Below are 23,137 nucleotides of genomic sequence, written 5' to 3' on the forward strand. Positions count from 1 at the left end.
CCAGACGGAATATTCCGCAGTGAAACAAACCGATAGGATCCGCTCATGCGCCGTTCCAAAATCGTCTGCACGCTGGGCCCCGCCGTCGACTCGTACGAGCAGCTGAAAGCGCTCATCGAGGCCGGTATGAACGTGGCCCGATTCAACATGAGCCACGGGACCCAGGCAGAGCACCAGGAGCGGTACGACCGTCTCCGCAGGGCGGTGGCGGACACCGGCCGCGCCGTGGGCGTGCTCGCCGACCTCCAGGGCCCCAAGATCCGTCTGGAGACCTTCGCGGAGGGTCCCGTCGAGCTGGTGCGCGGTGACGAGTTCACCATCACCACCGAGGACGTCCCCGGTGACAAGTCCATCTGCGGCACCACGTACAAGGGTCTGCCGGGTGACGTCTCCAAGGGCGACCAGGTCCTGATCAACGACGGCAACGTCGAGCTGCGGGTCGTCGAGGTCGAGGGCACGCGGGTCAAGACCGTGGTCATCGAGGGCGGTGTCATCTCCGACCACAAGGGCATCAACCTTCCCGGCGCGGCGGTCAACGTGCCGGCCCTGTCCGAGAAGGACGTCGAGGACCTCCGCTTCGCGCTCCGGATGGGCTGCGACATGGTCGCCCTCTCCTTCGTCCGCAACGCCGACGACGTCAAGGACGTCCACAAGGTGATGGACGAGGAGGGCCGCCGGGTCCCGGTCATCGCCAAGGTGGAGAAGCCGCAGGCGGTGGAGAACATGGCCGACGTGGTCGCCGCCTTCGACGCCGTCATGGTGGCCCGTGGCGACCTCGCGGTGGAGTACCCGCTGGAGAAGGTCCCGATGGTGCAGAAGCGCCTCGTGGAGATGTGCCGCCGCAACGCCAAGCCGGTCATCGTCGCCACCCAGATGATGGAGTCGATGATCACCAACTCCCGCCCCACGCGCGCCGAGGCCTCCGACGTGGCCAACGCGATCCTGGACGGCGCGGACGCGGTCATGCTCTCGGCGGAGTCGAGCGTGGGCGCCTACCCCATCGAGACGGTCAAGACCATGTCGAAGATCGTCGCCGCGGCCGAGGAGGAGCTGCTCTCCAAGGGCCTGCAGCCGCTCGTACCGGGCAAGAAGCCGCGTACGCAGGGCGGTTCGGTGGCCCGCGCGGCCTGCGAGATCGCGGACTTCCTGGACGGCAAGGCGCTGATCGCCTTCACCAAGTCCGGCGACACCGCCCGCCGCCTGTCGCGCTACCGCGCGCAGCAGCCGATCCTGGCCTTCACCACGGACGAGTCGACCCGCAACCAGCTCACCCTGAGCTGGGGTGTGGAGTCCTTCCTCGCCCCGTTCGTGGAGACCACCGACGCGATGGTCGACATCGTCGACGCCGAGCTGCTCAAGCTCCAGCGCTACAACGAGGGCGACACCATGGTCATCACGGCCGGCTCGCCCCCCGGCGTCCCGGGCACCACGAACATGGTCCGGGTCCACCACCTGGGCGGCGGCCAGCCCGCCTGACGCTCCCGCCCCTGGCATGACGAGGGCCCCCGTCCGGATCGGACGGGGGCCCTCGTCATATGCGGCTCCCGAAATAGCTGCGGGGTCGGTCAGTTGGGCTCGATCGTGTTGCGCAGGCCCGGGACCGTGAGCGTGCCGCCGAACTGGCCCGCCTGGATGACCTCCACGTCCGTGAAGATCGCGAACGGTACGTCGAGCGGCGGCGGGGTCTGCGGGTTGAAGGTGACCGGGATGATGCCGAAGAGGTTGCCCTTCAGCTGCTCCGTGTACATGGTCACCGTGCCGTTGGTCATGGTCGACGTCGAGCCCTTGTCGGACCGGACGTGGCCGGTGAGACCGTCCGAGTGGACCGTGCGCTGGTGCAGGTCCTTGATGTCCACGCCGTCCTTCGCGGTGAACTTCAGGACCTTCTTGATCTTTCCGCTGCCCGTCTTGACCTCGACGATGCCGTGGTACTTCAGGCCCTTGAGCGTGAGCCTCGTGCTGTTGAGGATCCACGGCTCGTCCGGGAGCAGCGGGATGCCCTGCTCCAGCTCCGCCGCCGCGAGCGCCTCGGGGTCGGGCTCGGGGCAGGGGAAGCGCGGCTTGGCGCCGTCGGGTATGTCCTCGTCCTTCTTGGCGTCGAGGCCCTTGGCGTCCTCCGGCAGCTCCTGGACCTTGGCACCGACCTTGTCCGCGGCGTCCTCGATCGCGGCCTTGGTCTTGTCGAACAGCTCGTCGGCCTTGGGGGCCGTCGGTGCCGTGGTCGTCGGCTTGGCGTCGGGCGCGGGGGCAGAGGGCTTCTCCGTCGCCGAGGCGGTCGGCGCCGGCGCGGTCGTCGGCGCCGTCGTCGGGGTGGCCGTCGAGGTGGCGTCCGGCCCGTCGAAGAGGTCCTTGATCTTGTCGCCGACACCCAGCGGGTCGAGCGGGTTGACACTCTTCGTCGGGGTGGGCGCCGGTGCCGGGGCCTGCTGCGTCGTGGCCGTCTCGGTCGCCGAGGGGCTGGCCGTCGGCTTGGGCGACTCCTGACCCTGGGTGGGCTCCGGCTCCGGCTTCGGCGACGCGGTCGCACTCGCACTCGCGCTCGCCGTGGGCTTCGGGGTCGCGGTCGCCGCAGGCTTCGTCGACTCCTCGGCCACCGGCTCGTCCGAGCGGGTCACGCACGGACCGGGCGCGAAGGGGATGTCCTTCTCGTCGGCGACGGCGAGCCTGGGCGCCATGCCCATGCCCATGAGGACCGCGGTCGGCATGGCGGCCAGGGCCATCGCCTTGCCCGCGGGCCCCTGGATCTTGTTCAGCAGCGACTTGCGCGGAGCCGCGTGCCGCGGACCTTTGCTAGCCAGAGTGGCGCCGTCCGCAGCCGTCGCCGACTGCGCCGACTGTGTTTCGTCACCCCGCACTGTTCCTCCCGCCGTTGGCGTCGATCGTCGTTTCGGTCGCCTGCGCGCCGGGGCCCGCCTGCGCGTCCTCCGCGGCACGCTGCTCCGGGACCGGGGCCTTCGCGAAGTCGACCCCCTGGGCCTCCTCCTGGGCCTCCGCGCCCTGCGGCTGACCGTCGTTCTCGTGCTCGCCCCGCGGGGCCTCCGCCTCGGCCGTCTCCTCCACCGGGACGCCGGGCGCCCAGGCGATGGACATCCCGCCGCCGATCAGGGAGAGCAGGAATCCGATGACGAGGCCGCCGAAGTTCGACACCGGGATGGAGACGAGCCCCAGCACGATGGCCGCGACGCCCGCGAACACCCGGACGATGGGCTGGAACCACATCGTCAGTCCGAGCGTGATGAGCAGGACGCCGATGATCAGCGCTCCGGCTCCGGCCGTCGTCGCGATGGCGATCGTCATGTTGCCGAGTCGCATGTCGCCGTATGGGAGATACGCGATCGGTACGCCGCCGAGGATCGTGAGCAAGCCCGCCCAGAAGGGACGCTCGCCCCGCCAGGTACGGAAACGGTTCTCGCTCGGGACTCCGCGGGAAGCAGTGGACTCGGCGCTCATGGAAAACAGCTCCCTGGAAGCGGTGTTGCGTAAGAAAGGTGGTGAACAGCGTTACGGACCGGAGCGGGCAGGGCCGTAGGGAACGACCCCACCCGCCGGGTGCGTACTACTCGGTGAAGCACTCCTTGGGAGCGCCCGTGTGCAGCTTCAGCTTCAGGTCGGGAAGCTTGAAGGTGGCGGCGGTCGTCGCCCACGCCTTCTGCCTCACGTCCATGAGCTTCGCCGTCTCGGCGCGCTGCGAGAAGCCGTACGGGTTGGCCTTGGTACCCGGCTGGATGCCCGGCTTGCCCTCGGACTTCGGGAGCGAACCCGCGGCCACGCCGATGTCGATGTTGCCGAACTCGGCGTCCGCCTCGAGCGACGAGACATCGAGGTAGATGTCCTTCGCGTACACCGGGTTCTTCGCGTCCGTACCGGCCCGCAGCTCCAGCGAGACGTTGCCGAGGAACGGCACGTTCGGCGTCACGACGGACTGGCACATGTTGGTGATCCAGGCCTCGGAGAAGCCCGAGACACCCACCGGCTGAGCGAAGGGCTTGCCCTCGAGGTCCTTGCCCGAGACGACATTGCCGTACTGGACGAAGTCCTTACCGACAAGGCTGTCGGCCTTAACCTTGAACTCCTGGCCGGAGATGCTGAAGGACGCGGCAAGCGCGCCCTGGGCCAGGCCGACACCGATCGCGGCCGTCGCGGCCACACTCGGCACCATGACGACGGCGAACCGCTTCCATCTGGTCCCGCCACGAACCTGGGACTTCATGAGAATCCTCCTTCTCGGACGTACATCTCCGGATGGGCCCAGGGCCCGTCCTGGGATGGGAGAAGTGCTACGTCCTCGGGAAGGAGAGCGCCGAGCATCGGGCGGCGCGATGCGCGTCCGAATCACCGGCGATCACCCCCGAGCGACAACCACTGGCCACGCCTTGCGCGCAACCCTGCTTGGACAGGCCCTGCCGGTCAGAGCAGGAACCCCCCTGTCCACGGCCGGCGCCACTGTCGCCGACCCGCTCGGTGGGGACCCTCGCCGCGAACCCGGTTGGTTGCCGGGCTGGTGCGGTGGAGGACCGAGCGTGGCCGATCGTGGTCCATTCCGCGCCGGGGCACAAGGGGGTTCGTTACCCGCTAGTAACGGGTGGATAACCACGCCACGACAGGGCGATGTCACCCGGGCACACAGGGTGCAGCTCACCGTGTCTGTACATCTGGAGGTTGAGGGAGAAAGCCGGACAGAACGCCGGGTTCGATTTACTGCAAGTAACAGCGGCCGCGATTACCAAGTTTTGGTAAAGCGCGGCCGCGTTATGTCACTGTGTCGCCAAATCGGCGCGATTCGGGGCGCCTAGAACAGCACCCGGGCGAGGGCCTGACGGGCCGCCGTGACCCGGGGGTCCTCCGGGCCGATGACCTCGAAGAGCTCCAGGAGCCGCAGCCGTGCCGCGTCCCGCTCCTCACCGGCCGTACGCCGCACGGCGTCCACCAGTCGGCCGAAGGCGTCCTCGACGTGACCGCCCACCAGATCGAGGTCGGCGGCGGCGATCTGCGCGGTGACGTCGGCCGGGTTGTCGGCCGCGTTCTTGCGCACCTGCTGCGGGTCCATGTCCTGCACCCGGGCGAGCAGTTCCGCCTGGGCCAGACCCAGCTTGGCCTCCGGGTGACCGGGGTCGTCCGCGAGCACGTTCTTGTACGCCTGGACGGCACCGGCCAGGTCACCGGCGTCCAGCGCCGACATGGCCGCTTCGAGCAGCGCGTCGTACGGACCGGCCGGCGCCGCGGCCGGGGCGGCGGCGCCCTCGGGCTCGGCGTTCGGGTCGACGGTGATGCCCGTGAGGCCGAAGCGCTCCTCGCCGACCTGGATCAGCTGGTCCAGGGTCTGCCGGATCTGGGCCTCGGGCACGACGCCCTGGAAGAGCGGCAGCGCCTGGCCGGCGACCACCGCGAAGACTGCCGGAATCCCCTGGATACCGAACTGCTGCATCAGCATCTGGTTGGCATCGACGTCGATCTTGGCCAGCAGGAAGCGGCCGTTGTACTCGGTGGCGAGCCGCTCCAGGAGGGGGCTGAGCTGCTTGCACGGCTCGCACCACTCGGCCCAGAAGTCGATGACGACCGGAACCTCGTTGGAGCGCAGCAGGACATCACGCTCGAAGCCGGCCTCGTCGACATCGATCACCAGGGCAGAGGGGGCGACGGCCGCCGCGCCACCCTGCCGGGCGGCCTCGGCACGCGCCTGCTCCGCCTTCGCCTTGGCCTCTCCGGCCGCCTTCACCGCGGCGAGGTCGACGACGCCGCTCATGGACATGTTTCTGGGCTGCATGAGTACATCCTCCCCCTTCCGCGCGCGTAACCGGTAAGTCATGGCAGAACCGTGCACCGGAGTGCACGGTTCGCGTTCTGTTGCACCGGGTCCCCACCTGGTGCGTGTGGTTGTCGCTGGGGCCGCTCAAAGCCTTTCGCTACGAGTCGTAGCGTAACTCCCACACCCGGCTCACGGATAGATCCACCCGGTGAACTGGCTCACACCACCGGCCTCTGGCGCAATACCTACCGGCGGGTATGGTCGATGCCCATGTGTAACCGCACCAGTTCCCGCAGCCGTACCGGACGCCCCCGCAGTGTCGAGGCCGATGCCGCGATCCTCGAGGCGACCCGTGCCGCGCTGGTCGAACTGGGCTGGTCCAAGCTGACGATGGGCGATGTGGCGGGCCGGGCCGGGGTCGCCAAGACGACCCTCTACCGGCGCTGGGCGAGCAAGAACGAACTCGTCGTGGACGCCGTCGCCGTCCTCTTCGACGAACTCGAACTCCCCGACCTGGGTTCCCTCCGAGCCGACATCGGAAACGTGGTCCTGCAGTTCGCCGAACTCCTCCAGCGGCCCGAGACCAAGACCGCGCTGATGGCGGTGGTGGCGGAGTCCACCCGCGACGAGCCGCTGCGCGAACGGATCCGCGCCTCCATCGTCGACCGCCAGAAGCGACTGGTCCTCGAAGGCCGCCAGCGGGCGCAGGAGCGCGGCGAACTCCCCGCGGGCCGGGACCCGGAGTCGGTCGACAGCACCGACGACCTCATCTTCGACGTGATTGCCGGCGCGGTGGTCCACCGCGCCCTGGTGAGCGCGGAACCGGTCGACGAGGCATGGGTCCAGCGCTTCACGGCCCTCCTCATCGGCGGCCTGGGCGCGGCGGCGGGGCTGAGCTCCCCTGTCACGTGAGAGGGCGGTGCCGGAGTTCCGGCACCGCCCTCTCGCGTAACAGCTCGTACGGTTCGTACGGTTACTCGTACGGTCAGAAGCCCGGGGGCTCCGTGTAGACGCCCCACTCCTCGCGGAGCACGCCGCAGATCTCGCCGAGCGTGGCCTCCGCCCGTACCGCGTCGAGCATCGGGCCGATCATGTTAGAGCCGTCCCGGGCCGCCGCCAGCATCGAGTCGAGCGCGGCGCGCACCCGGGCGTCGTCGCGGCGGGCCTTGCGCTCGCCGAGGACCCGGACCTGCTCCCACTCGACCTCGTGGCTGACCCGGAGGATCTCCAGGTCGCCGGTGACCGAGCCGTGGTGGCAGTTGACGCCGACGACCCGCTTGTCGCCCTTCTCCAGGGACTGCTGGTACTGGAAGGCGGACTCGGCGATCTCGCCGGTGAACCAGCCGTCCTCGATGCCGCGCAGGATGCCGGAGGTGATCGGTCCGATCGGGTGCTGCCCGTCCGGGTGGGCGCGGCGGCCACGCTCCTTGATCTGGTCGAAGATCTTCTCGGCGTCGGCCTCGATGCGGTCGGTGAGCTGCTCCACGTACCAGGAGCCGCCGAGCGGGTCGGCCACGTTGGCCACGCCCGTCTCCTCCATCAGCACCTGCTGGGTGCGCAGCGCGATCTCGGCGGCCTGCTCGCTGGGGAGCGCGAGGGTCTCGTCGAGGGCGTTGGTGTGCAGCGAGTTGGTGCCGCCGAGGACGGCGGAGAGGGCCTCCACCGCGGTCCGTACGACGTTGTTGTACGGCTGCTGGGCGGTGAGGGAGACACCGGCGGTCTGGGTGTGGAAGCGGAGCCACTGCGCCTTGTCCGTCTTGGCGCCGTACACCTCCTTCATCCAGCGCGCCCAGATCCGGCGGGCGGCGCGGAACTTGGCGATCTCCTCGAAGAAGTCGAGGTGCGCGTCGAAGAAGAACGACAGACCCGGCGCGAAGACGTCGACGTCCAGGCCGCGGCTGAGACCGAGCTCGACGTAGCCGAAGCCGTCGGCGAGGGTGTACGCGAGCTCCTGCGCGGCCGTCGCCCCGGCCTCGCGGATGTGGTAGCCGGAGACGGAGAGCGGCTTGTACGCCGGGATGCCCTGGGCGCAGTGCTCCATCAGGTCGCCGATGAGGCGCAGGTGCGGCTCGGGCTGGAAGAGCCACTCCTTCTGCGCGATGTACTCCTTGAAGATGTCGGTCTGGAGCGTGCCGTTGAGCACGCCCGGGTCGACGCCCTGGCGCTCGGCGGCGACCAGGTACATGCAGAAGACGGGCACGGCGGGCCCGGAGATGGTCATCGAGGTGGTGACGTCGCCGAGCGGGATGTCCTTGAAGAGGACCTCCATGTCGGCGGCGGAGTCGATGGCGACACCGCAGTGGCCGACCTCGCCGAGCGAGCGCGCGTCGTCGGAGTCGCGGCCCATGAGGGTGGGCATGTCGAAGGCGACGCTCAGGCCACCACCGCCGTTGGCCAGGATCATCTTGTACCGCTCGTTGGTCTGCTCGGCGTTGCCGAAGCCGGCGAACTGGCGGATGGTCCAGGTCCGGCCGCGGTAGCCGGTGGCGTGCAGCCCACGGGTGAAGGGGTACTCGCCGGGCCAGCCGATGCGCTCGAAGCCCTCGTAGGTGTCCCCGGGCCGGGGCCCGTAGACCGGCTCGACGGGGTCCCCGGAGAGCGTGGTGAAGTCGGCGTCGCGCTTGCGGGCCTTGTCGTAACGGGCCTGCCAGCGGCGGCGGCCTTCCTCGATCGCGTCAGCGTCCATACCTTCGAATTTACTAGGACGTCCTAGTAAATGTCGATGGGAAACCTCCGTGCGAATCCGCACGGAGGTTCGGATCCCGCGTGGTTACGCCTCGGCGGGCGCCGGCTGCGCGCCGCTGACCAGCGGAAGCGTCTCGCGGACGACCTTGCGCTCGACGAAGAAGGCGGCGAAGGGAATCGTCCCGGACAGCAGCACCCACAGGAGCTTGCCGAACGGCCACTTCGCCTTGGAGCCCAGGTCGAAGGCGAAGATCAGGTAGATGATGTAGAGGACGCCGTGGGCCTGGGAGACCGCGAAGGTCACGTCCTCGCCCATGTCGAACCCGTACTTGAAGACCATGCAGGTGCACAGCACGAGCAGCATGACGGCGGTCACGTACGCCATGACGCGGTAACGGGTCAGCACGCTGGATTTCATGCCGTCGAGCGTAACGGCACGTTACGGGCGATCTTCGCGCGGGTCAGGACTCGTCGAAGTCGTGCGCCGCCACCCGCAGGGGCCGCAGCATCGCGAAGATCTCGGCGCACTCCTCGGCGTCGTAGACCCCAAGCCCGAAGTCCATCGCCATCAGGTCGCGGGTGGCGGCCTCGACCACCTCGCGGCCCTTCTCGGTGATGGAGGCGAGGGTGCCGCGGCCGTCGTTGGGGTTCGGCCGCTTGTCGACGAGACCGGACCTCACGAGCCGGTCGACGGTGTTGGTGACGGAGGTCGGGTGGACCATCAGGCGCTCGCCGATCTTGGACATCGGCAGCTCACCGGCCTTGGAGAAGGTGAGCAGCACCAGCGCCTCGTAGCGCGCGAAGGTCAGTCCGTACGGCTTGACGACGGCGTCGACCTCCGCAAGGAGGATCTGGTGGGCGCGCATGATCGAGGTGATCGCGGCCATCGAGGGGACCGGGCCCCAGCGCTTCTGCCAGAGTTCGTCGGCGCGGGCGATGGGGTCGAAGGGGAGACTGAGCGGCTTCGGCACGCCTCGACCTTACCCACTGGTCACATGGTGGTCAGCCCCGTCTCGCACTTCGGTCGCCCGTACATCGCGGACCACGACGCCGAGACAGAGGGTGCCGAGGACTCCCGTGGCGGCGACGACGAGGTGGACGGGGAGGAACTCGGCGGCGAGACCGGCGCCCGCCATGCCGACACCCTGCGCGGTCATCATGCCCGCGGTCATCAGGGTCATGGCCCGGCCCCGCTGCTCCTCGGGGACGGCGGCGACGAACCAGGCGTCGAGGCCGAGGGTGTACGCGCCGGTGGCACCGGCCAGGAGGAGGGCGAGGCCCGCGAGGGCGGCGCCGGGCTCCAGGGCGTAGAGGAGGTAGGGCAGGACGCCGGTCAGGACGAGCGGGTACACGATCCGGGAGCGGGTCGTGGCGGTCAGGGCGGACCCGGCGAACAGCTCGCCCGCGATGGTGCCGACGGGCAGGGCGCACATCAGCAACCCGAGCGCGGCGGTGGAGACGCCCGCCTGGTCGGCGTAGGGGGCGGCGAGGGCCTCGGGGACGACGGCGAACAGGGGCGGCACCCAGAACATGAGCATGAGGGCGCGGATGCGGCGGTCGCGGAGGAGGCGCAGGTTGCCGCTCTGCCGCTCGGATGCCGTCCGCCGGGCGGGCCGCTTCCGGGTCCCGAAGCGCAGGAGGAGCGCGGAGGCGAGGAAGGTGGCGGCGGTGATCGCGATGGCGCCGCGCGGCTCGACGACGGTGAGGAGGACGCCGCCGACGGCGAAGCCGGTGAGCAGGGCGCTCTGCGAGACGATTCGGAGGAGGGAGCGCCCGAGGACGAAGAGGTCGCCCTCGCCGAGGATGTCGGCGAGGGTCGCCATCCGGGTCCCGTTGAAGACGGGCGAGACGGCGGCGACGACACACCGCAGCACGAGGAGCCCGGCGACGGGGGTGGCGGGCACGACCATGAGCGCGACGCAGGCGGCGCACACGAGATCGCAGCCGACGAGCACCCGCCGGGGCGGGTGGCGGTCGGCGACCCCGGCGAGGAGGGTGCCGCCGAGGAGGTAGGGCAGGAATCCGAGCGCGAAGGTGAGCGCGGAGAGGAGGGGGGAGCGGGTGAGGTCGTACACGAGCACGGTGAGCGCGATCTCACTCACGACGACCCCGAGCAGAGACAGCAGATGCGCGCCGAACACGACCCGAAACTCCGGCACGCCGAACACGGCGCGGTACCCGGGGGTGGCCCCGGGACCCCCGTCCGGGGCGTCGGCCCCCGACGCCCCGCGCGGGGCAGCGGCCCGCGGCTCCGCCACGGCCGAGTCCGGCTCGCCACCGGCGTGGGATGCCGTCGGTTCGGCGGCGGGCTCGGGCCGCGAGCCCGGCTCGGTGGGGGCGAGGGCGCGGACAGCCGGCGCCCCGGGTGCGGCGGCCTGCGGCTTCGCCGCGGCCGAGCCTGGCTCGGCACCGATCCGGCGGGGCGTGGGCCCGCCGGACCGCCCGAACCGCCGGGCCGGGGCCTCGGGTAGGGCTTGCGGCGAACCCGGGGCGCCGGTAGGGCCCCAGGCCCCCAGCGGGGCAGCAGCCCGCGGCTCCGCCACGGCCGAGTCCGGCTCGCCACCGGCGTGGGATCCCGTCGGTTCGGCGGCCGCTTCGGGCCCCGGGCCCGGGTCGTCTCCCGCGCGGGCGCACGTCAGGTGGGCAACCGCCTCGAGCCCCGGGCCCGGCTCGTCGGCCGCGCGGGCGGAGGCCGGATCGGTGACCGCCTCGGGCCACGAGCCCCGGGCGTCTCCCGCGCGGGCGGAGGCCGGATCGGCTGCGCCCTCGGGCCCCGGGCCCGGCTCGCCGCCCGCGCGGGCGGACGTCGGATCGGCGGTGCCCTCGGGCCGTAGGGCCGGGGTGGCGGGGCCGACGGGAAGGCGGCTGCTGGCGTGCTTCGGCATGGCGGCAGCCTGCCGTTCACGCCCTCCCCGCCCAAGACTTTCGGCTCCAGCCGAATCTTCCCGCGAGGCCCCAGCCCCCATGCCCTACCACCTGCACTTCGGCGAGGCCGACCCCCTCCGGATCCGGTTCGCGCTCTCGCCGCTCTGGGAGACGCACTCCGCCGTGCGCGTGCTCGCCCGGCCGCGGCAGCAGGGGTACCACCTGCCCTGGCTGCGGCGGATCCGGGGCGCGGCCCAGGGGCTCGAACTCGGGCCGCTGCATCTGCTGATGCCCCTGCACGGGCACAGCCCCGACTTCCTCTATCCGCCGCCCCTGGGGCCTGCCGCGTCGTTCGAGGACGAGATCGCGGCCGTACGGGAGACCGACCCGGCCCTCGCCCGGGACGACTTCGTGCGGGCGCTCGCGGACACCCCCGGCGCCGCCGCGACCGACGAGGGGCGGCGGATGCTGGCCGATCCGGCGGGCGCCGTGCGGCGGCTCGCGGATCTGCTCCAGGCGGCCTGGGAGGCGCTGATCGCGCCCGACTGGCCCCGGCTGCGGGCCCTTCTGGAGGCCGACGTCGCGTACCACTCCCGCCGACTCGCCGAGGGCGGTCTGGAGCGCCTGCTCCAGGAGCTGCACCCGGGCTTCGGCTGGGCGGCCGACAGCGCCACCCTCACCGTCGCCTACCGCGGCGAACACGTCCGCGCCCTCGACGGCCAGGGCCTCGTCCTGATGCCCTCCGTCTTCACCTGGCCCGACGTGGTGAGCGGCTTCGACCCGCCCTGGCAGCCGACCGTCGTCTACCCCGCGCGCGGGATCGGCGGCCTGTGGGCCGAGGCCCGCGACCGGACGCCCGACGCGCTTGCCCGGCTGCTCGGCCGGGCCCGCGCGGACGTGCTGTGCGCGCTCGACGAGCCCGCCGGCACGACCGCGCTCGCGCACCGCCTGGGCCTCGCCCCCTCCTCCGTATCGGCGCACCTGTCCGTCCTGAAGGAGGCCGGTCTGCTGACCTCCCGCCGGTACGGCCACCAGGTGCTCTACGAGCGCACCCCCATCGGCATGGCCCTGACCGGGTCCCCGGTGTCGCACCCGTCCCCCGAGTGACCGTCATGTCACGATGACGCCGTGTCCCGCCGCACCGGCATCGCCGCCGCCCTGACCCTGGCCTCGACCGTGGCCTCCGCGCTGCTCCTGACCGGTTGCGGCGACACGGAAGGCCCCGCCCGTACCCCCGTCGGACCGCCCTCCGCCCGCAGTGAGGCGGCACCGACCGGCGGCTCCCCCTTCTGGGTCGACCCGGACAGCGAGGCGGCCCGCCAGGTACGACGGTACGAGGCCGAGGGGCGCACGGAGGACGCCAAGCTCCTCAAGCGGATCGCGGAGCAGCCGGTCGCCGACTGGCCGGCCGGCGACGATCCCGTACCGGACATCAGCAAGGCCGTCCGCGGGGCCGCCGCCGACAAGCGGACCGTGGTCTTCGTCGCGTACAACATTCCGCACCGGGACTGCGGGATGTACTCGGCGGGCGGCGCGCACGACGCGCAGGCGTACCGGACCTGGATCGACTCCTTCGCCTCCGCCATCGGGGACGCGCCCGCGATCGTCGTCCTGGAGCCGGACGCCGTGCCGCACGTCGCGGACGGCTGCACGCCCGCCCAGTACCACGACGAGCGCTACCAGTTGCTCTCCGAGGCGGTCGACCGGCTGAAGCGCCAGCCGAACACCCGGGTGTATCTGGACGCGGGAAATCCGCGGTGGATCGACGATCCGGGCAAGCTGGTGGAGCCCTTGCGGCGGGCGGGCATCGCCAAGGCCGACGGCTTCTCGCTCAACGTCTCCAACTTCGAGACCAACGACCGGGTGAAGGGCTTCGGTGCCCAGCTCTCCGGGATGCTCGGCGGCGCCCACTTCACCATCGACACCAGCCGCAACGGCGACGGCCCCGCCCCGGGGCAGGGCGAGGACGCCTGGTGCAATCCGCCGGGCCGCGCGCTGGGCGTGCCGCCGACCGACCGCACCGGCGACGAACTGGTCGACGCGTACCTGTGGATCAAGCGCCCCGGCGAATCGGACGGCACCTGCCGCGGCGGCCCCTCCGCCGGCACCTGGTGGCCCGACTACGCCCTGGGCCTGGCCAGAAGAGCCAAGGCGTAGCGCTCACCCCACCTGCACCCACTTCGCCTCGGACGACACCCCCTCCCCGTCCGTGACGAAGAGCATGTACCAGCCGGGCGGCACCAGGGTCCGGTCCAGGGGGGCCTTCACCGTCACCGAGTCCTTCGCCTTTGTCAGGGCCAGTGCCACCGATCGCTGTTCGACGTCCGTCGTGTGGGTGACCGCGCTCGGGCGCATCAGGCGGGCCTTGGTGATGCGGGGCGCGTGCTTGGTGCGGAAGGTGGCGCGGCCGTTCTGGTCGAGTTCCTGTGGGCCTTCGCCCAGGACTGGGCGGTCGCTGCCCGCGCGGTGCAACGACGGCGGGGTGAAGACCTCGATCCGCTGCTCGAAGGAGCCGAGCTTGGTGTTGGCCTTGTTGGCGTAGAGCGGGTCCGAGCCGAAGGTGGCGACCCGGCCGTCGGGCAGCAGCAGTGCCTCGGAGTGGTAGTTGCGGCCGACCGTCGGATCGGCGGCGGGCGTGAAGGCGTTGGACCTCGGGTCGTAGAACTGTGCCTTGAGGATGTCGCTGCCGCCGCTGCCCCGGTACTGCTCCGAGCCGCCGGTGGTGAAGACGGTGTCGTCGGGCATGAGCACGCTGCTGAGGTAGCGCGTGCCCTGCGGGAGCGTGGGGCCGTCCCGGAAGGCCGGGGTCTGCTTCGAGAGGTCGATGATCGACGTCCGGGCGGTGGACTTCGGGGACTCGCCGACCCCGCCGCCGCCGAGCACCATGACCTTCTGGTCCTGGACGGGCGGCAGCATCAGGGAGGCGGAGGTCTCCAGCTGGTCGGGGTCGGTGAGCCCGCCCAGTTTGGTGAAGGAGTTCTTCTTCAGGTCCCACAGGCCCGGCTCGCGGCCCTTCTCGGCGGGGCCGTAGCCCGCGTTGGAGCCGGTGTAGAGCAGCTTGCCGCCCTTGGTGAGGAAGAGCGCCGGGTAGGTGGGGAAGTAGCGGAAGGGGCCCTTGGACCACGTCTTGGTCGTGGGGTCGTAGATCTCGTTGTCGCCGGGGACGACGTCGCCGACGTCGTTCAGGCCGGAGACCGCCAGGACTTTGCCGTCCTCCAGGGTGACGAGCGTGGGGTACCAGCGGGCGTCCTTCATCGGCGCGACGGGGATGTATTTCTCCGCCTTCGGGTCGAACTCGTAGGCCCCCCTGATGCCCTGGAAGTCCTGCTTCTCGGTGGTGAGCCGCTGCGCGAAGCCGTAGACGTTCTCGGCGTCGGCGCCCTTGAGCCCGACGACCTCGTACTGCGCGGCCTGCGTGGTGAGCGCCTGCGCGCCTTCCTTCCTCGCCTCGACGAAGACCCGCGCCTCGGCGGCGGTGACCTTGGTCTGCCAGGGCTTCATCTGGCCGCTCTTGAAGTACGAGATCTCGAACTCGCGCTTGGCCTTGGGGACCGTGACGTCGAACTTCGACACGTACTCGACCCCGGACGGCGACCGGAAGACGGTGCCCTTCTTGAGGGTGATGGCCCGGTCGGGGCTCTCGTTCCTGACCCGCATCCCGCCGCCGGCCTTCTTGACCTCACCGTCGAGGATCTCGTAGCGGGCGGTGCCGCCGGCCACCAGGAGGCGGCCGTCGGCGAGTTGGGTGTGGCCGGAGCAGAAGAAGTCCTCGGGGGTGGGGATCTTCTTGAAGGTGTTCTTCTTCGGGTCCCAGAGAATGCTGTCGAAGGTGCCGGAGTCGAACTTCTTCTGGTCGTTGCCGGAGCCGGCGATGAGCAGCACCTTGCCCGTGTGCAGCAGCGCCGCGTGAATCGCGTTGACGTGGTACCCGGCGGGGACGTCGACGTGTGCCCAGGAGCCGAACCTCTTCTTGTAGCCGGGCTGGGCGATCTTGTACGCGTGGTACTTCTCCCCGACGAAGGAGACCGCGGCGGGCGCGTTCAGCGCCGCGAGGACCACCACGGCGCCGCTGCCGAACAGCGTCTTCTTGAGCTTCTTCGACGGCCGGTAGGCCATGTCTCAATTCCCTCCGGTCGTCGTGGGGGCGGGGGCGGCGGTGGGAGCGGGCGGGGCGGCGGCCGCGCGGATCCCGACCGCCTCGCGGGCGTCGGCGAGGCCCCGGGCGCGGGTACGGGCCCGGGCGCGTGCCCGTACCTGCCGGCTGCGCTGCTCGCGCAGGACGGTCCAGCTCCAGACGGTCACCGGCGCGAGGGCGATGCCGAGGGCGAGCACCGCCCAGGTGCGCATGGCCGCGTGGGTGTGCTGGAGGGGGACGGAGGCGAGCAGCGAGACGGCCAGGACCGCCGCCCAGGAGAGATGGATACGGAAGGTGAGGATCCGGTCGGGGCTGGTCTCGCCGCCCTTGGGGGTGACGACGAAGCGGCCCCGGGTGCGCAGCACCGCCGAGGCGAGGGACGTGAGGTAGATCGGCGCGGAGAGCGCGGACATCGCCATGCCGGCGAGGCCGCCGGAGCCCTCGGGTTCGTGGGGCGAGACGTTGTGCCGGCGGTTCCACAGGTAGAGGCCGATCTGGAGGGCGACCGCGTCGCTGTAGATCATCAGCCAGACCGAGGAGGAGACCTGGGTTCCGGACGCCCCGAGCCAGAGGAAGAGGACGCAGCTGAGGATGCCGAGGAACCAGTTGACGGCCGTCATCGGGTAGTAGACGAGCATCAGCGTGTAGTTGAGGAAGCGGCCCGGCGGGACCCGGAAGGGCGCCTTCCAGTACTGCTTGATCAGCGTCTCGTACGTGCCCCGGGACCAGCGCAGCTGCTGGGTGAAGAAGTCGGTCCAGGAGGCGGGACCCTCGCCGACGGCGAGCACGTCGGGGGTGTAGACGGAGCGCCAGAAGTGGCCGGTGCGCGGGTTCTTCGTCCGGTGCAGCTCGAAGCCGGTCGCCATGTCCTCGGTGATGGAGTCGTACAGACCGCCGACCTGCTTGACGGCGGAGATCCGTACGACGTTGTTGGTGCCGACGAACATCGGCGCGTGGTAGCGGTTGCCGGCCCGCTGGATCAGCGCGTGGAAGAGGAACTGCTGGGACTCGGCGGCCTTGGTGACGGGTGAGGTGTAGTTGCCGTAGACCTGCGGTCCGACGACGAAGGCGATGTCGGGGTCGCGGAAGAAGCCGAGCATCCGCTCCAGGAAGTTCGGGAGCGGTACGTGGTCGGTGTCGACGGAGGCGAAGAAGTCGTACGCGTCTCCGTGCATCGCGATCCAGGCGTTGTAGTTGCCGTGCTTGGTGCGGGCCTTGTGGACGCCCTTCCGTCGGTTCCACTCGGGGACGCCGGCCCGGGTGAAGTGCCTGACGCCCAGTTCGGCGCAGAGCGCCTTGGCGCGTTCGTCGTCGCCCTCGTCGAGGAGCCAGATGTCGAGGAGGCCGTCGTGCCGGAGCCGTACGGCCCCTTCGAGGGTGCCGCGGACCATGGAGAGCGGTTCTTTGCCCGGGACGTACGTGGTGAGGAAGGCGACCCGGGTGCCCTTCTCCGGGTACACGGGTATGGGGTCGCGGGCGACCATGGTGGCGTGGGCGATGGAGGTGACGTTGACCAGCATGAAGAAGCAGATGAGCCCGATCGACACGAGCATCACGGCGTCGAACCTGACGAGCCATCGGTCGCCGCCCTCGCGGACGGTCCAGTGGCTGGGCCAGACGAGGTACACGAGCAGCAGCGCGGAGAGCACCGGGGCGAGGCTCATGAGGAGGACGGCTCGTATTCGGTGCGGCTCCTTCGCGAGCAGACTCCGGTACTGCACCGTGTAGGCCGCCGTGTCCGGTTCCGTGAGGGGACCGGCGAGTCGGCTGTAGGTCTCGTAGTCGTAGCCTCGCGGCCGCACGGCGCCTCCAGCTGTCATCGGACAGGTCGATATCCCCACGAAAGGGGACAAGTATCGGCATGTCGACTGGAGTAGTCCGACCGAGTTGTTCTCGCTGCGCGTACGGGTGAGCCCCCGGCCCTGAGGGGTCGGGGGCTCAGCGGCGCGGTAGGGCGCGGCGGGCTGGCGTTCAGCCGTTCAAGTGACGTTCCGCGGTGGCGACTTTGACGGTCGGACCGTCCGTGACACCCGGTCGGATGCCGGCTCCTCGCCGACCTCCTCGCCGGCCTCCTCGCCGACGCCGAGCGGGGTGCCGGAGCACGCGACGATCAGGCGTTCACGGTGCCCTCGCGGCGGGCGCGGGAGGCGACGACGGCGTCCGACTCGTACCGCTTGAGGATCTTGTCGCCGTACAGGCCCCCGAACGGCAGCAGCGCGAGCAGGAAGAAGAAGGCGACCCGCTTGAGCGGCCACTTGGTCTTGGCCCAGACGTCGAGCAGCAGCACGGCGTAGATCACGAAGAGCACGCCGTGCAGGATGCCGAGCGGCATCATCAGGAAGTCGATGTCCGAGATGCGGCTCAGCAGCGAGCCGAAGATCAGCAGGGCGGGGAAGGACAGGGCCTCCGGCACGGAGATGAGGCGCAGCCGGTGCAGGGCGGTGGCGGTCTTGATGTCCACGGGGTCACCTTCGGGAATGGCGGGCGATCTTGTGAATCGGCGCACAAGCGTCGGTCCATTGTGCATGCCGACTTTGCTGTCCCTTTATCCGGGGGCCCCGTAACCTCGCTCCGTGGCAACCTTCCGACTCCAAGGCAGCAAAGTGCTCGCCGTCTCCATGACCGGCGACGCCGTCAAGGCGAAGAACGGCTCCATGGTCGCCTATGACGGCCAGATGGCCTTCAAGAAGATGTCCGGCGGAGGCGAGGGCCTGCGCGGCATGGTGACCCGCAGGCTCACCGGTGAGCAGATGGAGGTGATGGAGGTGAAGGGCCAGGGGACCTGCTGGTTCGCGGACCGCGCCTCCGAGATCAACCTCGTCTCGCTCCACGGCGACAAGCTCTACGTCGAGGCGAGCAATCTGCTCTGCACCGACGCGGGGCTGCGCACCGGCACGAGCTTCACCGGACTGCGCGGCGGCGCGACCGGCAACGGCCTCTTCACCACGACGGTCGAGGGGACCGGCCAGGCGGCGATCATGTCCGACGGGCCCGCCGTGGTGCTGCGCGTGTCCCCGCAGTACCCGCTCTCCGTCGACCCCGGCGCGTACATCGCCCACCAGGGCAACCTCCAGCAGTCCTTCCAGTCCGGTGTGACCTTCCGCACGTTCATCGGCGAGGGCGGCGGCGAGGCGTTCCAGATCCGCTTCGAGGGCGACGGGCTCGTGTACGTCCAGCCGAGCGAGCGGAACACGATCGGGGGTGACGTCTGATGCCGTTCCGCGAGATCAATTCCAAGATGGTCGAGGCCCAGATCATCCCCGGGCAGCGCATGTTCAGCCAACGGGGCGCGATGCTGGCGTACCGGGGCGAGGTCACTTTCACGCCGAACATGGCCGGCGGCCAGGGCGGGCTGATGTCGATGATCGGCCGCCGGGTGGCCGGCGAGGCGACGCCGCTGATGACCGTCGAGGGCAACGGCACGGTGATGTTCGGGCACGGCGGCCACCACATCCAGGTGATCCAGCTGACCGGCGACACCCTGTACGTCGAGGCCGACCGGCTCCTCGCCTTCGACGGCACCCTGGAGCAGGGCACGATGTTCATGGGCTCCCAGGGCGGCGTCATGGGCATGGTGCGCGGCCAGGTGACGGGCCAGGGGCTCTTCACCACGACGCTCAAGGGCCACGGCGCGGTCGCCGTCATGGCGCACGGCGGGGTGATCGAGCTGTCGATCACGCCGGGACGCGCGGTCCATGTGGACCCGCAGGCGTACGTCGCGCACCACGGCGACGTACGGAACAAGCTCTCCACCGCGCTGGGCTGGCGCGACATGGTGGGGCGCGGCTCGGGCGAGGCGTTCCAGCTGGAGCTGAGCGGCAGTGGTGCGGTGTACGTGCAGGCCTCGGAGGAGAAGCTGTGACCGGTCCCGTCGTCCTCGACCCGCAGTCGCTCCCGTCCGACGACAACGTCAACCCGTACACCTTCTGTGTGGAGCTCAAGGGCTCCCAGTGGTTCCTGCAGAAGGGCAAGATGATCGCCTACTACGGGCGGATCGACTTCAACGGCATCGGCCACGGGCGCCTGGACCGCCTGGTCCGTACGTCGTTCCACTCGCCGCTGCACGCGAGCGACTGGGTGGTGGCGGAGGGCAGCGGCAAGATGCTGCTCGCCGACCGGGCCTTCGACGTCAACTCGTTCGACCTGGACGAGGGCAACCTGACGATCCGTTCGGGCAACCTGCTGGCGTACCAGCCGACGCTGGCGCTGAAGCAGTCGATCGTGCCGGGCTTCGTGACGCTGATCGGCACGGGCAAGTTCGTGGCGGCGTCGAACGGCCCGGTGGTCTTCATGGAGCCCCCCATGCGGGTGGACCCGCAGGCGCTGGTGGGCTGGGCGGACTGCCCGTCCCCGTGCCACCACTACGACCACGGCTACCTGACGGGCGTGATGGGCGGCGTCCGGGCGCTGACGGGGATCGGGGGCACCTCGGGCGAGGAGCACCAGTTCGAGTTCGTGGGAGCGGGTACGGTACTGCTCCAGTCGACGGAGCTGCTGATGCCGGAGCGGGCCATCGGTGAGGTGGGCGGTCAGCCGGGTGTCCCGGGCGGTGTTCCCAGAGCACACGGTTCCGGCCAGGGGTCGGTCGGCTCGGTACCGCGCCTTCCCGGACAGCTCGGGGACCTCCAGCGGCGCTTCGGGCTGTAGCCGGTAGTCTGCGGAGTGTGACAGTCCCTCGAACGTCTGCACCCGTGCGTGGGGCCTGGGTGCCCGGCGTCACACTCCCCTACTTCGTCCAGTATTCAACTTCTTAGGTAGAATCCATATATGGAGACCGAGACGGCCACCCCCTGGCTCACCGACGCCGAGCAGTGCGCCTGGCGCACCTACCTCGACGTCAACCGGATGCTGACGTACCAGTTGGAGAAGGACCTCCAGCCCTTCGGCCTGACCATGAACGACTACGAGATCCTCGTGAACCTCTCGGAGTCGGCGGAGCGGCGGCTGCGCATGAGCGACCTCGCCACGGCCACCCTCCAGTCCAAGAGCCGGCTCTCGCACCAGATCACCCGCATGGAGAACGCGGGGCTCGTGACCCGCGTCAACTGCGAGTCGGACCGGCGCGGGCTGTACGCGGTCCTGACGGACCACGGCATGGACACGATGCGCAAGGTGGCGCCCCACCACGTGGAGTCGGTGCGCAAGCACTTCATCGACCAGCTGAGCCCGCAAGCGCTCGGCGACCTCCACGAGTCCCTGAAGCCGGTCGCGGAGCAGCTGCGGGGGCGGCGCGGCAAGCCGTAGCCGCGATGCACCGTCATGAGAGCGCCCCGTCCGTCCGGACGGGGCGCTCTCATGTCCGAGGCCGGTTCCCGAAGCGGGTCAACCATGAGGTCAGGGGCCGACGTTGATCGACCGTGCGGTGCGTGATCTCATGATCGCCGATTGAACGAGGGTGCGATCGCGGGGGCTGTCGTCCCGTCGTGCGTACCCGATACGGACGCCCCTGGAGGTCCCCATGATGCGCCGTCGGCTGCTGCCACTCCTCGCGGCCCTGCTGTCGGTCCTGTGGCCCATGTGGCCCGCGACGCCCGCCAGTGCGGCGGTCACGTCGGACTGCACCCTCCCCGGCATACAGACCCACGGCACCGCCTCGTCGACCTGGGCGATCAGCGGCTCCCTCGTGCACGAAGGCCGCGCCTTCGTCACGAGCCGCGGCCGCAAGCCCGTGGTGATCGCGGAGTACGACCTCGCGGAGAAGAGGGTCGTGCCCGGGAGCGAGAAGGAGATCCCGGACGGCCCGGGCGCCGGCGTGCCCGAGGGCGCCTACGGCCTCGCGGCGCACAACGGCAAGATCTACATCGGCACGTACGTCGAGGCCGCCCTCTACAGCTACGACCTCGTCACCGGCGAGGTGAAGCACCTGAAGACCTTCGGCGGCAACGGCGACTTCATCTGGAGCCTCGCCGCCGCCTCGGACGGGACCCTCTACGCGGGCACCTACAACGACGGCAAGGTGTACGAGTACAAGCCCGCGACCGGCGCGGTCCGTGACTTCGGGGTGCTCGCCACGGGCGAGCGCTACGTGCGGTCCCTGGACGTCGACGACACCAACGTCTACGCAGGCCTGCTCGACACCGCCCAGATGGTCGCCATCAACCGCTCCACCGGCGCCGTCCGCTCCCTGGTCGACCTCCCGTCCGGCGGCTTCACCACGGTCTCCGTCGGCCGCACCCGCGTCCGCGGCACCAGCGGCAACACCCTGTACGACGTGAAGACCGACGGGACCGACCTCAGGACAGTCCCCCTGGGCTCCGAGACCGGTGACATGATCGGCCTCGCCCCGGACTACACCGTCTACCTGTCGACGCGCCCCAACGGCAACATCTACGAGTACAAGACGGGCTACACGGCCCCCACGTACCTGGGCACCCCCGTGCCCTTGGACGAGACCCGCGGCCTCTTCCTGGACGGCACCACCCTCACCGGGTTCGCCGGCTTCGGCAAGGTCTGGCAGATGGACGTCACCACCGGCCAGTCGTCGTCCACCAGGCTGATGGACGCCGGGTTCAGCGAGGGCGCGGAGCGCCCGCAGTCCATCCTGCGTGCCTCCGACGGCACGGTGTGGGTCGGCGGTCACTTCATCATGAACGTCCACGCGCCCGACGGCACCAGGCAGTTCATCGAGATCCCCGGTGAAGCCAAGACGCTGGTGGAGCGCAACGGCAAGATCTACTCGGCGCTGTACCCCAGCGGCCGCCTCATCATGATCGACCCCGCGGCGACCGACCCGGTGACGGGGACGAGGACGTATCCGGTCAGCGTCGTCGGCCAGCTGCCCAGCGGTCAACAGCGGCCGTGGGACATGGAGTACGACTCCGCCCGCGACCGGATCCTCGTGGCCACCGCACCGCTCGGCACCGGCCTGCAGGGCGCGCTGAACGTCTTCAGGTTCCCCGGCCCGGCCGCGACGGAGCCGACGGCCACGCCCGACTCCTTCCCCGTCGTCACCAACGAGAGCCTGATGAGCCTCAACGTGGGCCCGGACGGGACCGTCTACGTGGGCACGGACGTACGCGGCGGTGGCGGCGCCCCGTCCACCTCGTGGAACACCGCCGCCAGTGTCGCCGCCTTCGACGCCGACTTCGTCGACCCGGCGACCGGCCAGAAGGGCAGGCTCCTCTGGGCGAAGGACCCCTACACGGCAGACGGCTACGACACCCTGCAGGACATCACGGTCCACAACAACGTCCTGTACGGCGTCTACAAGCGCATCCCGGCCGCCACCACCTCCGTGCCGAATCCGCCGCGCTGGTTCGCCATGGACCTGTCCACTGCCACCCGTCCGATCACCGGCCAGGGCACCCTCCCCGGCTACGGTGAGGTCCAGGTGCACAACGACAGGGTCTTCGCCTCGACCTTCTTCAATGGCGACGTCCACCTGATCGGCCCCGGCCTCACGCAGGCCGAACGCCTCGCGACCGCCCTCGACGACGACTGGTACACCAACCCCCAGCTCGCCTTCATCCCGGGCACCTGGCAGGCCTACGGCCTGGTCGGCCGCAAGCTCGCCACGCTGCGGCTCGACCCGTCCTGCCCCGCGGTGACCGGTCCCTTCCCCTCCTGAGCCGAAGGGGGGGGGGGGGGGGGCGCGGCCCCCCCCCCCCCCCCCTCTTTTTTGGAGGGGTGTCCCTTCGAGTTTGTGTTCTATTTTTTTGGGGGACGTAGAGGGGTGGGCTTTGCCACCCTCGCCTCCTCCGCCCCTC

At 70.3% G+C, this 23,137-nt stretch carries 20 protein-coding genes; 9 read left to right on the forward strand and 11 right to left on the reverse strand.

The window, feature by feature from the left end:
* The first annotated feature begins 45 nt into the window (after positions 1–45).
* Positions 46–1,476: a pyruvate kinase gene (gene pyk / locus ACZ4VI_RS20890; RefSeq protein ID WP_468001116.1), complete on the forward strand. Its 1,431-nt coding sequence runs from the start codon at positions 46–48 to the stop codon at positions 1,474–1,476.
* An 89-nt stretch (positions 1,477–1,565) separates the two neighbouring features.
* Here the strand turns inward: pyk and ACZ4VI_RS20895 are convergent, their stop codons facing one another.
* The 4 genes from ACZ4VI_RS20895 to ACZ4VI_RS20910 form a co-directional block, all read right to left on the reverse strand.
* Positions 1,566–2,855, reverse strand: a complete 1,290-nt coding sequence (locus ACZ4VI_RS20895; protein ID WP_468001118.1) for a hypothetical protein — start codon at positions 2,853–2,855, stop codon at positions 1,566–1,568.
* Positions 2,845–3,450, reverse strand: a complete 606-nt coding sequence (locus ACZ4VI_RS20900; RefSeq protein ID WP_468001119.1) for a DUF6114 domain-containing protein — start codon at positions 3,448–3,450, stop codon at positions 2,845–2,847. Before ACZ4VI_RS20900 ends, ACZ4VI_RS20895 begins: the two co-directional genes overlap by 11 nt.
* A 106-nt stretch (positions 3,451–3,556) precedes the next feature.
* Positions 3,557–4,210, reverse strand: a complete 654-nt coding sequence (locus ACZ4VI_RS20905; RefSeq protein WP_468001121.1) for a DUF6230 family protein — start codon at positions 4,208–4,210, stop codon at positions 3,557–3,559.
* Between the two features lie 579 nt (positions 4,211–4,789).
* On the reverse strand, positions 4,790–5,764 hold the full coding sequence (locus ACZ4VI_RS20910; protein ID WP_468001123.1) for a tetratricopeptide repeat protein: 975 nt from the start codon (positions 5,762–5,764) through the stop codon (positions 4,790–4,792).
* Between the two features lie 252 nt (positions 5,765–6,016).
* On the opposite strand from ACZ4VI_RS20910, the gene ACZ4VI_RS20915 reads away from it, so the two are divergent.
* Positions 6,017–6,658, forward strand: a complete 642-nt coding sequence (locus tag ACZ4VI_RS20915; protein ID WP_468001125.1) for a TetR/AcrR family transcriptional regulator — start codon at positions 6,017–6,019, stop codon at positions 6,656–6,658.
* 73 nt (positions 6,659–6,731) lie between these two features.
* Here ACZ4VI_RS20915 and ACZ4VI_RS20920 read toward each other — a convergent pair whose 3' ends face one another.
* The 4 genes from ACZ4VI_RS20920 to ACZ4VI_RS20935 all read right to left on the reverse strand — a co-directional run bounded on the left by ACZ4VI_RS20920 (position 6,732) and on the right by ACZ4VI_RS20935 (position 10,599).
* Positions 6,732–8,432 (reverse strand): acyl-CoA mutase large subunit family protein, encoded by a 1,701-nt coding sequence (locus ACZ4VI_RS20920; RefSeq protein WP_468001127.1) that lies wholly within the window; start codon positions 8,430–8,432, stop codon positions 6,732–6,734.
* Between the two features lie 84 nt (positions 8,433–8,516).
* Positions 8,517–8,849 carry a DUF3817 domain-containing protein gene (locus ACZ4VI_RS20925; RefSeq protein ID WP_468001129.1) on the reverse strand — a complete coding sequence of 111 codons (333 nt, stop codon included), beginning with the start codon at positions 8,847–8,849 and terminating at the stop codon, positions 8,517–8,519.
* Positions 8,850–8,892: 43 nt separating this feature from the next.
* On the reverse strand, positions 8,893–9,402 hold the full coding sequence (locus ACZ4VI_RS20930; protein ID WP_468001130.1) for a MarR family winged helix-turn-helix transcriptional regulator: 510 nt from the start codon (positions 9,400–9,402) through the stop codon (positions 8,893–8,895).
* Between the two features lie 9 nt (positions 9,403–9,411).
* On the reverse strand, positions 9,412–10,599 hold the full coding sequence (locus tag ACZ4VI_RS20935) for an MFS transporter (protein ID WP_468001173.1): 1,188 nt from the start codon (positions 10,597–10,599) through the stop codon (positions 9,412–9,414).
* Between the two features lie 796 nt (positions 10,600–11,395).
* Between ACZ4VI_RS20935 and ACZ4VI_RS20940 the strand changes: the two genes are divergently transcribed.
* Both ACZ4VI_RS20940 and ACZ4VI_RS20945 read left to right on the forward strand, forming a co-directional pair.
* Positions 11,396–12,403 (forward strand): ArsR/SmtB family transcription factor, encoded by a 1,008-nt coding sequence (locus ACZ4VI_RS20940; RefSeq protein ID WP_468001132.1) that lies wholly within the window; start codon positions 11,396–11,398, stop codon positions 12,401–12,403.
* Between the two features lie 21 nt (positions 12,404–12,424).
* Positions 12,425–13,453: a glycoside hydrolase family 6 protein gene (locus tag ACZ4VI_RS20945; protein WP_468001134.1), complete on the forward strand. Its 1,029-nt coding sequence runs from the start codon at positions 12,425–12,427 to the stop codon at positions 13,451–13,453.
* Between the two features lie 3 nt (positions 13,454–13,456).
* Here the strand turns inward: ACZ4VI_RS20945 and glxA are convergent, their stop codons facing one another.
* The 3 genes from glxA to ACZ4VI_RS20960 form a co-directional block, all read right to left on the reverse strand.
* The gene (gene glxA, locus ACZ4VI_RS20950) at positions 13,457–15,412 is read right to left on the reverse strand and encodes a radical copper oxidase GlxA (protein ID WP_468001136.1); all 1,956 of its coding nucleotides are present in this window, start codon (positions 15,410–15,412) and stop codon (positions 13,457–13,459) included.
* 3 nt (positions 15,413–15,415) lie between these two features.
* Positions 15,416–17,251 carry a glycosyltransferase family 2 protein gene (locus ACZ4VI_RS20955; protein WP_468001138.1) on the reverse strand — a complete coding sequence of 612 codons (1,836 nt, stop codon included), beginning with the start codon at positions 17,249–17,251 and terminating at the stop codon, positions 15,416–15,418.
* 290 nt (positions 17,252–17,541) lie between these two features.
* A complete protein-coding gene (locus tag ACZ4VI_RS20960; protein ID WP_468001139.1) occupies positions 17,542–17,892 on the reverse strand; it encodes a DUF3817 domain-containing protein in 351 nt (116 codons plus the stop codon).
* 112 nt (positions 17,893–18,004) lie between these two features.
* Between ACZ4VI_RS20960 and ACZ4VI_RS20965 the strand changes: the two genes are divergently transcribed.
* The 5 genes from ACZ4VI_RS20965 to ACZ4VI_RS20985 all read left to right on the forward strand — a co-directional run bounded on the left by ACZ4VI_RS20965 (position 18,005) and on the right by ACZ4VI_RS20985 (position 22,998).
* Positions 18,005–18,643 (forward strand): AIM24 family protein, encoded by a 639-nt coding sequence (locus ACZ4VI_RS20965; protein ID WP_468001141.1) that lies wholly within the window; start codon positions 18,005–18,007, stop codon positions 18,641–18,643.
* Positions 18,643–19,293: an AIM24 family protein gene (locus ACZ4VI_RS20970; protein WP_468001143.1), complete on the forward strand. Its 651-nt coding sequence runs from the start codon at positions 18,643–18,645 to the stop codon at positions 19,291–19,293. Before ACZ4VI_RS20965 ends, ACZ4VI_RS20970 begins: the two co-directional genes overlap by 1 nt.
* Positions 19,290–20,078 (forward strand): AIM24 family protein, encoded by a 789-nt coding sequence (locus ACZ4VI_RS20975; RefSeq protein WP_468001145.1) that lies wholly within the window; start codon positions 19,290–19,292, stop codon positions 20,076–20,078. The genes ACZ4VI_RS20970 and ACZ4VI_RS20975 overlap by 4 nt, the downstream gene beginning before the upstream one ends.
* A gap of 120 nt (positions 20,079–20,198) precedes the next feature.
* A complete protein-coding gene (locus ACZ4VI_RS20980; protein ID WP_468001147.1) occupies positions 20,199–20,675 on the forward strand; it encodes a MarR family winged helix-turn-helix transcriptional regulator in 477 nt (158 codons plus the stop codon).
* A 214-nt stretch (positions 20,676–20,889) separates the two neighbouring features.
* A complete protein-coding gene (locus tag ACZ4VI_RS20985; protein WP_468001149.1) occupies positions 20,890–22,998 on the forward strand; it encodes a hypothetical protein in 2,109 nt (702 codons plus the stop codon).
* The last annotated feature ends 139 nt before the right edge of the window (positions 22,999–23,137 follow it).

This window comes from Streptomyces sp. NPDC029169 (genome assembly GCF_055563935.1).